This is a genomic window from Serratia sp. HMSC15F11 (assembly GCF_001808215.1).
Taxonomy (GTDB): domain Bacteria; phylum Pseudomonadota; class Gammaproteobacteria; order Enterobacterales; family Enterobacteriaceae; genus Serratia; species Serratia nevei.
Genome location: NZ_KV792509.1, coordinates 157,759 through 170,166 on the forward strand (window position 1 = coordinate 157,759; position 12,408 = coordinate 170,166).

Genomic DNA, 12,408 nt, shown 5'->3' on the forward strand with positions numbered 1-12,408 from the left:
CTGGACAGAGAAATCCTTCGCTTAGCTAAATCGTTTCAGACCAAAGCTGGAGACGTCGACCGGCGGCGCTTTGTCCTGCGCGAACAGCGCGGCAATCTCACCCAACGCGCTGGCGAACTTGAAGCCGTGGCCGCTCAATCCGCTGATGACCATCAGGCGATCGCACTCCGGCAGGGTATCGATAATAAAGTCTTCGTCGGGGCTCATGTCATAACTGCAGGCTTCGCCGTGTAAACATACGCCTACACCCGGCAAAAACTGCCGCAGGAAGGAGAAAACTTCGGTACCGTCGCTGGCGTAGCTACCGAAGGGTTTACGCTGCTCGGGGGCAGCCATCGGCTGCCCGCCGTCGTGTTTACCCACTTTCAGGCCGTCGTTATCCGCCGGGAAGCCGTAATAGTGCGTGCCGTCCTGCGCTTCGACGGTAAAGGCCGGGAAGCGATTGTTCACGCTGTAGCGGCCGTCCGCCTGATGCCAGGAGAATACCTTGCGCAATGGCGTAATCGGCAGCTGCGGCAACAGCGCTTTCACCCAGGTGCCGGCGGTGACCACGGCTTTTTGCGCCGTGAAACGCCCTTCGCCGGTGACGACCTCAACGCCGCCATCGATAGGCTCCACCGCGCTGACCGGGCAGTTGAACAACTGGCTGCAGCCGGCCTCTTTCGCCAGCTTGATCAGGCTGGCCACCGCCAGTTCGGAACGCAGGAAGCCGGCGTCCGGCTCGAAAACGCCGACGTAACCTTCCGGAGCGCGGAATTCCGGCCAGCGTTGAGCGATCTGTTCGGCACTGAGGGTTTGTGCGTTCAGGCGGAATTTCTGCGCGCTCTGCTGAGCATTGCGAATGAATTCGGAGTGCTGCGGCCCCAAATTGAGCACGCCGCACGACTGGAACAGTTCCTCGCCGGATTGTTGAATCAGCGCATTCCACAACGCCTGTGCGCGCAGCACCAGCGGCACGTACTTTTCACCTTCGCCGTAAGCGTGACGGATGATACGGGTATCGCCGTGATGGCTGCCGTTGCGGTGCGGGGGAATGGCGCTGTCGATCATCAGCACTTTCAAGCCGGCCCGGGTAGCGTAATACCCTGCCGCCGCGCCGACTGAACCGCTGCCCACCACAATCAAATCATATTCCACGTGCCCACCCTCTCTGATAGCGATTTCTTATCGCCCCATGATAAAAGGTTGCCGAGCGCAATGCACTGATTGAACGGCGAAAGGCAAAGAAAAAGGCGCCGGGAATGGGGCGCGGCGCCTCAGGGGTTAGAGGACGATGAATCAATGTTTTCTGCGATCAAGATCCTGGTAATCCGTAGCTTCAATCTTGGCGATGCCGGCCTCTAAAATATTGATTAATTGACGGGCGACATCTGTGGTCAGCCAAAGCGTTCTGTCTACTTGGGCTTCTTCTGGCGTTTGGTCTAGTGAAGACAGGTAATGAAGGCGTATCATCATGGCGTCGTAAACGTCGACAGTACTGATATCCCAACCGACAAGCGGGTGCGTCTGAATTACTTCATCATTTCTGTCCATAAAGACCCCTTATTGAGTAGTAACTACCGTGAGTGACTAACGAGGATCAATGCGGCTCATCATCATGAGAGCAATTACAGTATACGCATCCGCTTTCATCGGTGGAGGGGGTTGTCACCGAAATTTGCAAAATAAATATTTATTCGAACAATTATTCTACAAACCGGTATGCGAATTTTTGGATGAGTAAAGCGCAGGGCGTTATTCCGCGCCGGCTGGCGGCGGTGAGCCGTGCAGGCATTTTTCCAGCTCTTCGGCCAAATGGGCGAAATGTTTTTGCGTTTCGGCGTCGCGGTTCTGGCTGTGCGATTCCAGCTTCAGGCTGTGGATCAGCAGTTGGTTGGCTTTGTCATCCAGGCTGAAGGCCAGATAAGAGAAAGCCACTTCCAATACGTTCAAGCGCCTTTTCTGATCGGCAATCAGCGCCAGCAGTTCACCAAACGTCATCGCGTCTTCGGATTTCACCTTGTCCGGGGCCATGCTTACTCCTTTGCGTTAACTACAGCGCTGAGGCGGATTTTGTTCCAAAGTAAGGGTAAGCGATGAATGGGCAGGGCGCCAGAAACAAAAAAGCCGGAGAGCGACCCCCGGCAAAAACAGCATTGCAGTGTTATTCTGCGCTGAACCACTCGTCCGCGCTTTCCCAGGTTTCCTGAAGGATTTCCTCGATCAGGTCCCGGTCGGTTTTGGCGCCTCCCAGCACGGAGAGGCCGTTGGCGCCGGCATAACGTACTTGCACGACGGCGTCTGGAAACTGGCGATTGACCCGCTTGCCCAGTTCGCCGGTCAGCGCCTCAATGGCACCCGCCGGCAGCGGCCGGGTTTTATCTATAGTGACTTCAACACGCATAATTGCCCCCGAAGCGATTTACTGTTTATTTATACAGTTAACCGCGTGCGGGGGCAAGAGGGCGGAGCAAAAATATCAGTCTTTCAGCGACCAGTTCAGGGTTTCACCGGCCAGGAAGGGGATCACGGATTCATTGCCCAGGGCGATCTCTTCCGGTTGGGTGGTTGGCACGCGCTGCAGCTCGATGAAGTCTTCGTTGAGCGGCAGACCATAGAAGCGTGGACCGTTGAGCGAGCAGAAGGCTTCAAAGTGCTCCAACGCGCCGAGTTGTTCGAACACGGCAGCGTAAGCCGGGATGGCATTCGGCGCGTTGAAGCAGCCGGCGCAGCCACAGCTGGATTCTTTGCGGTGCTTGAGATGCGGCGCGGAGTCGGTGCCGAGGAAGAAACGATCCGAACCGCTGGCGACCGCCTGACGCAGCGCTTCCTGGTGGACATTGCGCTTGAGGATCGGCAGGCAGAACAGGTGTGGGCGAATGCCGCCCACCAGCATGTGGTTGCGGTTGAACATCAGGTGCTGTGGCGTGATGGTGGCGCCGAGGAAACGATTGCCTGCCTGCACATATTGCGCCGCTTCTTTGGTGGTGATGTGCTCGAAAACGATCTTCAGCTCCGGGAACTGGCGGCGGATAGGTTCCATGACCTGTTCGATAAAGCGCGCCTCGCGGTCGAAAATATCGACGGCAGGATCGGTCACTTCGCCGTGGATCAGCAGCGGCATGCCGATTTTTTGCATCTGTTCGAACAGCGGGTAAATGCCGGTCACGTCGCTGACGCCGTGGCTGGAGTTGGTCGTAGCGTTGGCCGGATACAGCTTGGCGGCGGTAAACACCCCTTGCTCGAAGCCGTTGACCAGTTCACTGGCGGCCAGGGAGTTGGTCAGGTAGCAGGTCATCAGCGGAGTGAAGTTGTGGCCCTGCGGGACCGCCGCCAGAATGCGATCGCGGTAGGCGCGCGCGGCGGCCACGGTCGTTACGGGGGGAACCAGGTTCGGCATCACGATCGCCCGGCCAAATACCTGGCTGGTATAGGGCACCACCGTTTTCAGCATCTCGTCGTCACGCAGGTGGATATGCCAGTCGTCTGGGCGGCGGATTTTCAGAACTTGAGGTTGTGCGGTCATCTAGCTAGGCTCCGGCGGTCAAATACGTCTAATGAAAAGCGAATAATGGGTTTATTCACGCCGGGGTGTAAGGATAAGCGGAAAGTGCCTGAGATGCATCTGTTTGTTGGCGACAAGTTGAAATCAATAGGGCGGCGGGCGCATAGTGGCAGAGATTTCAACGATGCCGACGCCAATACCGTCGACCTTCATCAAGTGGAAAGGGAGAAAGCAATGGAAGTACGCGTTATCGCCACCCTGCAAGCGAAAGCGGGATTTGAAGCCGCCGTCAGCGAAGCGGTGCACGATATTATCGAGCCGAGCCGCCAGGAGTTGGGCAACCTGCAGTATGATTTGCATCGCGATCTGGAAAAACCGGGTGTCTTCGTGTTCTTTGAGCGTTGGGCCAGCAGTGAAGCGCTGGATAAGCATAATGAGACGGCGCATTTTCAGCAGTTCGTCAGCCGGCTTGACGGCAAGTTGGATGTTTTGGACATCAAGAAACTGAAAAAGATAGCCTGAGCCTTTTTACCGGCAAGAAAAAACCCGCCATCGGCGGGTTTTTTTAGGGTTGCAGATTAACTCATTCGTTAACCGGCTGCGGCTTGGTGGCCGGCGCGGTCGCCTGGCTCACCGCCGAATGGCCGCCTGCGGAGCCTTTGCCTTCAAAGTTGAAGGAAGGGCGCTGCCAATCGCTGTGCTTGCGTTCTTCCGGCACGTAGGCCGGCGCAGGCGCTTTGGTCATCGGCGCAGTGGCGATGTGTTTGTACAGCACGTCCTGCACAGCTTTCACCGGTGCCGGCTGCTGAACAACCACAGGCGCAGGTTCCGCGGCGATTGGCGCTGGGGCTTTTTCGACCGGAGCGGCTTCTACGGCGGCTGCCGCAGGTGCGGCTTCTACCACTGGCGTTTCTTCCGCTGGCGTGGCTTCTACCGGTGCAGTTTCGACCACAGGCTTCTCTTCCACCAGCTTGGCTTCAACCACAGGCTCTGCAGTTACGGCTTCAGCTACCGGCTCGGCTTCCACTGCCGGGGCAGTCTCTTCCGCTTTCGGCTCTTCAACTGCGGCAGGTGCCGGTGCGGCTTCCACCGGTGCCGGGGTTTCCTCGGCCGGGGTGGCAACGACCGGTGCCACGGCTGCCGCTTCTTCCGTTACGGTGACGGCTGCAGTTTCAACGGCGGCTTCTGGTGCCGGCTCGTTGACGCTGGCCGCAGCCTGAGTTTCTTCCACGGCAACGCTGTGTTGTTCAACCGCTGCGGCGACAACCGGTGCCGCTGCCTGTTCTACGACTTCGGCCTGCACTTCGGTTTCTTCAACCTGAGCAACCGGGTAGCTTACCCAGACTTTGCCCGACGCCATTTCCGGCGAAGCGAATGCGCCCGCCAGCGGCATTGGGGATTGCAGCGGGTAACGCTCATCACGGTAACGGCGGCGGCGCTGGCCGCTGACGCGCAGGTGACGCGGTGAACGACGGGAGCGACGCGGCATGCCTTCGCCGTTGCCGCGGTTTTCGCCCTGGGCATCGTCTTCCGGCTGAGCGGCAACGGTTTCCGGCAGCAGCTTGACGCTGTCGTCGGCAGTCGGCTGCGCGTCGGCGGCTTTCGCTACCGGCGCTTTCGGCGCCAGCAGTTCTTCCGCTGCACGCTGCAGTTCTTCTTCCGCAGACAGGATGCGCACTTTCTGCGACAGAGGGCGGCGCTGACGGCGCTGCATGTTCTGCTGCTGGCGTTCTTCCTGCTCTTCGTCGGTGCTCTCGATCGTGTCAACGCTTTCCAGCGCTTTCACTTCCTGCTGAGCCTGGCGCTTCTCTTCCTGACGACGACGCTGGCGTTCAGCACGTTGCTCACGACGCTGCTGCTGATCTTCGCGCGGCGCTTTAGCGTTTTCTTCCGAGGCGGTTTCCTCAGTGACCGGTGCGTTCTGCTGCTGGTTGCGGCGGTTACGGCGCTGTTCATCGCGGGATTCACGCGATTCACGGCCTTCACGGTTCTCACGTGGTTCACGGTTGTCGCGCTCGCGATTGTCACGGCCTTCACCGCGCTCTTTACGCTCGCCGCGTTCCGGACGATCGGCACGCTCACCGCGCTCTTTACGGCCGGTGCCTTGACGGCGTTGACCGCGACGATCCTGACGACGGTTTTCACCGTTGCCTTCCGCCTTCGGCGTTTCGGCCGGTTTGGCTTCTTCGACGGCAGGTTGTTCTTCACCGGCGAACAGGCTCTTCAAACCCCCGAACAGGCGGCCCAGGAAGCCCGGCTTGGCGGCGACCGGCGCTGCGGCTTGAGCCTTGGCGGCGGCAGCGGCAGGCTTGGCCACGGCGACAGCTTCTTCAGCCGGCGGCGGCGCATCGGCGGACAGGGAGAAGGAAGCCAGGGCCGGTTGCTCCGGACGCTTGCGTTCCATCGGCGCATCTTCCAGCGGGCGCTCCATGTCTTCTTCATGCAGCTTCGGCAGCAGGTAGCTCAGGGTAGAGGTTTCCTCACCTTTACGCACACGCAGCACCGAGTAGTGCGGGGTTTGCATCTGATCGTTCGGCACGATGACGGCTTTCACGCCGCCCTGGCGTTTTTCGATCGCGCTGACGGATTCGCGCTTTTCGTTCAGCAGGTACGAAGCGACCTGAACCGGCACGATAGCGTGAACTTCTTTGGTGTTTTCCTTCAGCGCTTCTTCTTCGATCAGGCGCAGGATGGACAGCGCCAGCGATTCGTTGTCGCGGATGGTGCCGGTGCCGTTACAGCGTGGGCACACGTGGTGGCTGGACTCGCCCAGCGACGGGCTGAGGCGCTGACGAGACATTTCCAGCAGGCCGAAACGGGAAATGCGGCCGATCTGGATGCGCGCACGGTCCTGGCGCACGGCGTCGCGTAGGCGGTTTTCCACTTCGCGCTGGTGGCGAACCGGCGTCATGTCGATGAAGTCGATGACGATCAGGCCGCCAAGGTCACGCAGGCGCAGCTGGCGAGCGATCTCGTCCGCCGCTTCCAGGTTGGTGTTGAACGCCGTCTCTTCGATGTCGCCGCCGCGGGTTGCGCGGGCGGAGTTGATGTCGATGGCGGTCAGCGCTTCGGTGCTGTCGATGACGATCGAACCGCCGGACGGCAGGCGCACTTCACGCTGGAAGGCGGATTCGATCTGCGATTCGATCTGGTAGTGGCTGAACAGAGGGATTTCACCGCTGTACAGTTTAATTTTGCTGCTGAAATCCGGGCGGCCCAGCGCAGCGATGTGCTCTTTGGCCAGATCGAGAATTTTCGGGTTGTCGATCAGGATTTCGCCGATGTCCGGGCGCAGGTAATCGCGGAAGGCGCGCACGATAACGTTGCTTTCCTGGTGGATCAGGAACGGCGCAGGGCGGCCCTCGGCGGCTTTTTTAATCGCTTCCCAGTGCTTGAGACGGAAGGAGAGATCCCACTGCAGCGCGTCGGCGGATTTGCCTACGCCCGCGGTGCGAACGATCAGGCCCATGCCGTCCGGCAGTTGCAACGAGGAGAGCGCTTCTTTCAGCTCGGTGCGATCGTCGCCCTCGATGCGGCGGGAAATACCGCCGGCACGCGGGTTGTTCGGCATCAGCACCAGATAGCTGCCCGCGAGGCTGATGAAGGTGGTCAAGGCGGCGCCTTTGTTGCCACGTTCTTCTTTGTCTACCTGAACGATGACTTCCTGGCCTTCGCGCAGCACATCTTTGATGTTCGGGCGGCCATGGGAAGAGTAATTGCTAGGGAAGTATTCGCGGGCGATTTCTTTAAGGGGGAGGAAACCATGTCGTTCTGCGCCGTAGTCCACGAACGCTGCTTCAAGACTTGGTTCAATGCGGGTGATTTTGCCTTTGTAAATATTCGCTTTTTTCTGCTCATGACCCGGACTTTCGATATCCAAATCATACAGCCGCTGTCCATCTACGAGGGCAACACGCAACTCTTCCTGCTGAGTTGCGTTAATCAACATTCTTTTCATCTTAACTTACTCGTTATTTTTACATTATCGACAAAGCTGCGGGCAAAATAACCTCATGGCCGGAGTTAAACCGAAAGCCCCGTGTCTTCTCGCAAAGCCGTCAACCTCACGGTTGTCGCCTGCATAGGGGCGCATTATCTCGGTAAGCCTGCTTTTCTTTGTGAAAGACAGCACTTTTACTAGGGGAATAGCCTCTGATTTACGTCGACAGATCTGATTCCATTTGCCGGCCAAGCTGCAACCCGCAGCCCGCTAATTGTTTGATTTCGCATTACGTCTTACGCCATTGCTGCGTTTTTGCGCGATCAGACAAATTTTATAATCCCACCGTTTTCCCTGTTTAACGGGAATCAACGCGGAAAGTAACTGCATTATTCCACTGCTGATGCCGTTATAGCAAGGTGACTTTTCCTTAACTGCGGAAGAAATCGCAAACGTTCAAATCGGCTTGCTGCCTTATTGTCCGCTGGGGTTTCGCCCGCCGTTAGAGAGACAGTTAAGCACAGAAAAAGATGTGGCGCTATTCACGCGCTCTATTTAGAATCCCGCACCATGAAAACGAACAATCCAGCAGTACAATTCATCACGATATCCGACGACGAAGCCGGTCAGAGAATCGACAACTTTCTGCTCGCTCGCCTGAAAGGCGTGCCGAAGAGCATGATTTATCGCATCGTGCGTAAGGGCGAGGTGCGGGTCAATAAAGGACGCATCAAGGTCGAATACAAATTGGCGGCCGGCGACGTGGTGCGCGTGCCGCCGGTGCGGGTGGCCGAACGCGAAGAGACGCCGGTGTCCGCCAAGCTGGATAAGGTAGCCGCATTGGCAGACTGCATCCTTTATGAAGACGACCACCTCCTGATCCTCAACAAGCCCTCCGGCACCGCGGTGCATGGCGGCAGCGGCCTGAGCTTCGGCGTGATCGAAGGGCTGCGCGCGCTGCGCCCGGAAGCCCGTTTCCTCGAGCTGGTGCACCGTCTGGATCGCGACACCTCCGGCGTGCTGCTGGTGGCCAAGAAGCGCTCCGCGCTGCGCTCGCTGCACGAACAGCTGCGGCTGAAGGGCATGCAGAAGGATTATCTGGCGCTGGTGCGCGGCCAGTGGCAATCCCACTGCAAGGCCGTACAGGCGCCGCTGCTGAAAAACATTCTGCAAAGCGGTGAGCGCATCGTGCGCGTCAGCAGCGAAGGCAAGCCTTCGGAAACCCGCTTCAAGGTGGAAGAGCGTTACGAATTCGCCACCCTGGTGAAGGCCAGCCCGATCACCGGGCGCACTCACCAGATCCGCGTGCACACGCTGCATGCCGGGCATCCGATCGCCTTTGACGATCGCTATGGCGACCGCGAGTTCGATCGCCAGCTGGCGGGTACCGGCCTGAAGCGGCTGTTCCTGCACGCTGCGGCGCTGCGCTTCGAGCATCCCTCCACCGGCGAAACGATGCGCATCGAAGCGCCGATGGACGAAGAGCTGCGCCACTGCCTGCAGGTGCTGCGCCGGCAGGCGGCCAAGTAATCCGCGTCAGACCAGCGGGTTGATGCCCTCAGCCCGCAACATCTCCAACAGCGCGATCAACGGCATGCCGATCAGGGCGTTCGGGTCCCGGCCTTCCAGCCTGTCAAACAGCGCGATCCCCAATCCTTCACTCTTAAAACTGCCTGCGCAGTTCAGCGGTTGCTCCAGACGCACATAGGCGGCGATCTCCGTTTCGCTCAGCGCGCGAAAATGCACGTGGAACGGCTCGCACAGGGCCTGCAGCTGTTTGCTGCGGCCGTTGTACAGCGCCAGGCCGGTATAAAAAGTCACGGCCTGGCCGGCGGCCTGGCGCAGCTGCGCCCGGGCGTTCTCCTCGGTGTGGGGCTTGCCGGTGATGTTGCCATCGATCACGCAGACCTGATCGGAGCCGATGATCAGATGTTCGGGATAGGCGAGGGCCAGCGCCTGCGCCTTCGCTGCTGCCAGGCGCAGCACCAGCGCTTCGGCGGTTTCGCCCGGCAGTGGGGTTTCATCCACCTCGGGTGCGGCACAGTCGAAGGGCAGCTGCAGCTTCTCCAGCAGCATTTTTCGATAGGGGGAGGTGGAGGCTAAAAGCAATCTCTGCATAATTTTTTTCGCAAACCGTAGCGTAAATGGGTACGGCATTTTAAACTGTCGGCCGCTGTGGAAGCGAATATTGGTGAAAGGAGCCGTTTTACGGCCTTTTTCTTTGACTCTATGTCGTTACAAAGTTAATATGCGCGCCCTATGCAAAAGGTAAAATTACCCTTGACCATTGATGCGGTACGTACCGCTCAGAAACGCCTGGACTATGCTGGTGTCTATGCGCCTGAGCAGGTTACTCGTGTTGCCGACTCCGTGGTCAGTGTGGACAGTGATGTCGAGGTGTCGTTGTCGTTCAATATCGACAATCAGCGCCTCGCGGTGATAACAGGGCATGCGGACGTCACGGTAACGTTGATGTGCCAACGCTGTGGAGTCCCGTTCGAACATCAGGTTCACACAACATATTGTTTTAGCCCGGTCGTCAATGATGAGCAGGCTGAGGCATTACCGGAAGCGTACGAACCGATCGAAGTTGACGAGTTTGGCGAAGTCGATCTGTTGGCAATGATTGAAGACGAAATTATTCTTTCACTGCCTGTCGTTCCGGTACATGAATCTGAACACTGTGAAGTGTCCGAAGCGGACATGGTATTCGGCCAACTGCCTCCCGAGGCGGAGAAACCGAATCCGTTTGCCGTATTAGCCAGTTTAAAGCGTAAGTAATTGAGGAGTAAGGTCCATGGCCGTACAACAGAATAAACCAACCCGTTCCAAGCGTGGCATGCGTCGTTCTCACGATGCTCTGACCACGACTACTCTGTCTGTAGACAAAGTATCCGGTGAAACTCACCGTCGTCACCACATCACTGCCGACGGTTTCTACCGCGGTCGCAAGGTTATCGGCTAAGTAGCGATACCTTGACTCGTCTAACCCTGGCGTTAGATGCAATGGGCGGGGACTTCGGTCCCTGCGTCACAGTGCCTGCTTCGTTGCAGGCACTGGCCTCTAATTTACAGCTTCATCTCCTGCTGGTCGGCAATCCCGACGTCATCTCCCCTTTGCTTGCCCACGCCGATCCGGTTCTTCTGGAGCGTCTGCAAGTCGTGCCCGCCGAGTCCGTGATCGCCGGCGACGCCAAACCTTCACAAGCGATACGCGCCAGCCGCGGCACGTCGATGCGCATTGCGCTCGAGCAGCTCAGCAGCGGAAACGCGCAAGGCTGCGTCAGCGCCGGCAATACCGGTGCGCTGATGGGATTGGCGAAGCTGTTGGTCAAGCCGCTGGAGGGCATCGAACGCCCGGCGCTGATGACGGCGATCCCGAATCAGCAACGCAGTAAAACCGTGGTGCTGGATCTGGGCGCCAACGTTGAGTGCGACAGTACCATGCTGGTGCAGTTTGCCGTGATGGGTGCGGTGATGGCGGAAGAGGTGATCGGCATTGCGCAACCGCGGGTGGCGCTGCTGAATATTGGCGAAGAAGAGATTAAAGGCCTGGATAATATCCGCGAAGCGGCCGCTGTGCTAAAAAATACTCCGGCAATCAACTATATTGGTTACCTGGAAGGAAACGAACTGCTCACCGGCAAGACCGACGTGTTGGTTTGCGATGGCTTCGTGGGCAACGTCACCCTGAAAACCATGGAAGGGGTGGTCAGGGTGTTCTTATCGCTGCTGAAATCGTCCGGCGACGGAAACAAGCAAGCGTGGTGGCTGAAATTGTTGGGCCGTTGGTTGCAAAAACGGGTGGTTAAGCGGTTCGGCCACCTGAACCCCGACCAGTATAATGGCGCATGTCTGTTAGGATTGCGCAGCACCGTAGTCAAGAGCCACGGCGCTGCGAACACTCACGCGTTTGCAGTCGCAATCGAACAGGCTGTGCAGGCGGTGCAGCGGCAAGTCCCGGAAAGGATTGCTGCGCGCCTTGAGGCTGTATTACCTAAGAGTGACTGATCGTACATGTATACAAAGATTCTCGGTACGGGGAGTTATTTGCCCGTACAAGTGCGCACCAATGCTGATTTGGAAAAAATGGTGGATACCTCTGACGAGTGGATCGTCACGCGTACCGGTATCCGCGAACGTCGCATCGCCGCTGCGGATGAAACCGTTGCGACGATGAGCTTCCAGGCCGCTGAGAAAGCGCTGGAAATGGCAGGTGTGGCTAAAGAAGACATTGGGCTGATCGTCGTGGCGACCACCACGACCACTCACGCGTTCCCGAGCGCGGCGTGCCTGGTGCAGCAAATGCTGGGCATCAAAGACTGCGCGGCGTTCGATCTGGCTGCGGCCTGCGCCGGCTTTACTTACGCGCTCAGCGTGGCCGATCAGTACGTGAAAAACGGTGCGGTCAAACATGCGCTGGTTATCGGCGCGGACGTCTTGTCGCGCACGCTGGATCCTGAAGATCGCGGCACCATCATTCTGTTTGGCGATGGCGCAGGGGCGGTGGTGCTGGGGGCTTCTGAAGCGCCGGGCATTCTGTCTACCCATCTGCATGCCGACGGCAGCTACGGCAACCTGCTGACGCTGCCGTACAAGGATCGTCAGAATCAAGACAAGCCGGCCTATGTCACCATGGCGGGCAACGAAGTCTTCAAGGTTGCGGTTACCGAGCTGGCGCGCATCGTCGATGAGACGTTGCAGGCCAACAATATGGACCGCAGCGAGCTGGATTGGCTGGTACCGCACCAGGCCACCCTGCGCATCATCAGCGCAACGGCGAAAAAACTGGGCATGGGAATGGACAAAGTGGTGGTGACGCTCGATCGTCACGGCAACACCTCTGCCGCCTCGGTGCCTTCCGCACTGGACGAAGCCGTGCGCGACGGGCGAATTCAGCGTGGCCAACTGGTGCTGCTGGAGGCCTTCGGCGGCGGCTTTACCTGGGGCTCGGCGCTGGTTCGTTTCTGATTTGGACAGGAAG

13 protein-coding genes are annotated in these 12,408 nt (G+C 58.5%); 6 read left to right on the forward strand and 7 right to left on the reverse strand.

All coding sequences use genetic code 11. The features are described from left to right. Window positions 1-21: 21 nt before the first annotated feature. From solA to pyrC, 5 genes are all read right to left on the reverse strand, one after another. Complete coding sequence (solA, locus tag HMPREF3138_RS24270) at window positions 22-1,137, reverse strand: N-methyl-L-tryptophan oxidase (RefSeq protein ID WP_038875492.1); 1,116 nt, start codon at window positions 1,135-1,137, stop codon at window positions 22-24. 141 nt (window positions 1,138-1,278) lie between these two features. After that, entirely contained in the window at window positions 1,279-1,533 is a 255-nt protein-coding gene (gene bssS, locus HMPREF3138_RS24275; RefSeq protein ID WP_004927812.1) for a biofilm formation regulator BssS, read from the reverse strand. 201 nt (window positions 1,534-1,734) lie between these two features. Further along, window positions 1,735-2,013, reverse strand: coding sequence for a hypothetical protein (locus HMPREF3138_RS24280; RefSeq protein WP_038875495.1), 279 nt, complete (start codon window positions 2,011-2,013; stop codon window positions 1,735-1,737). A gap of 130 nt (window positions 2,014-2,143) precedes the next feature. Beyond that, the gene (gene dinI / locus HMPREF3138_RS24285) at window positions 2,144-2,383 is read right to left on the reverse strand and encodes a DNA damage-inducible protein I (RefSeq protein WP_038875499.1); all 240 of its coding nucleotides are present in this window, start codon (window positions 2,381-2,383) and stop codon (window positions 2,144-2,146) included. 75 nt (window positions 2,384-2,458) lie between these two features. After that, entirely contained in the window at window positions 2,459-3,505 is a 1,047-nt protein-coding gene (gene pyrC / locus HMPREF3138_RS24290) for a dihydroorotase (protein ID WP_038875502.1), read from the reverse strand. 213 nt (window positions 3,506-3,718) lie between these two features. Between pyrC and HMPREF3138_RS24295 the strand changes: the two genes are divergently transcribed. Then, window positions 3,719-4,006, forward strand: a complete 288-nt coding sequence (locus HMPREF3138_RS24295; protein ID WP_015377446.1) for a putative quinol monooxygenase — start codon at window positions 3,719-3,721, stop codon at window positions 4,004-4,006. A 61-nt stretch (window positions 4,007-4,067) separates the two neighbouring features. On the opposite strand, the gene rne is transcribed toward HMPREF3138_RS24295, so the two are convergent. After that, a complete protein-coding gene (rne, locus tag HMPREF3138_RS24300) occupies window positions 4,068-7,442 on the reverse strand; it encodes a ribonuclease E (RefSeq protein ID WP_071605384.1) in 3,375 nt (1,124 codons plus the stop codon). Window positions 7,443-7,994: 552 nt separating this feature from the next. Between rne and rluC the strand changes: the two genes are divergently transcribed. Further along, complete coding sequence (rluC, locus tag HMPREF3138_RS24310; protein ID WP_038875510.1) at window positions 7,995-8,954, forward strand: 23S rRNA pseudouridine(955/2504/2580) synthase RluC; 960 nt, start codon at window positions 7,995-7,997, stop codon at window positions 8,952-8,954. Window positions 8,955-8,960: 6 nt separating this feature from the next. On the opposite strand, the gene HMPREF3138_RS24315 is transcribed toward rluC, so the two are convergent. Next, a complete protein-coding gene (locus tag HMPREF3138_RS24315; RefSeq protein WP_038875513.1) occupies window positions 8,961-9,542 on the reverse strand; it encodes a Maf family protein in 582 nt (193 codons plus the stop codon). 141 nt (window positions 9,543-9,683) lie between these two features. Here HMPREF3138_RS24315 and yceD point away from each other — a divergent pair, with 141 nt between their 5' ends. Genes yceD through HMPREF3138_RS24330 form a run of 4 tightly spaced genes read left to right on the forward strand, consistent with a single transcriptional unit; the run spans window position 9,684 to window position 12,395 of the window. Further along, the gene (gene yceD, locus HMPREF3138_RS24320) at window positions 9,684-10,205 is read left to right on the forward strand and encodes a 23S rRNA accumulation protein YceD (protein WP_004927780.1); all 522 of its coding nucleotides are present in this window, start codon (window positions 9,684-9,686) and stop codon (window positions 10,203-10,205) included. Window positions 10,206-10,221: 16 nt separating this feature from the next. Then, window positions 10,222-10,389, forward strand: a complete 168-nt coding sequence (gene rpmF, locus HMPREF3138_RS26005) for a 50S ribosomal protein L32 (protein ID WP_004927778.1) — start codon at window positions 10,222-10,224, stop codon at window positions 10,387-10,389. An 11-nt stretch (window positions 10,390-10,400) separates the two neighbouring features. Further along, complete coding sequence (gene plsX / locus HMPREF3138_RS24325; RefSeq protein WP_071605383.1) at window positions 10,401-11,435, forward strand: phosphate acyltransferase PlsX; 1,035 nt, start codon at window positions 10,401-10,403, stop codon at window positions 11,433-11,435. A 6-nt stretch (window positions 11,436-11,441) separates the two neighbouring features. Next, window positions 11,442-12,395 (forward strand): beta-ketoacyl-ACP synthase III, encoded by a 954-nt coding sequence (locus HMPREF3138_RS24330; protein WP_070559430.1) that lies wholly within the window; start codon window positions 11,442-11,444, stop codon window positions 12,393-12,395. Window positions 12,396-12,408: the final 13 nt, after the last annotated feature.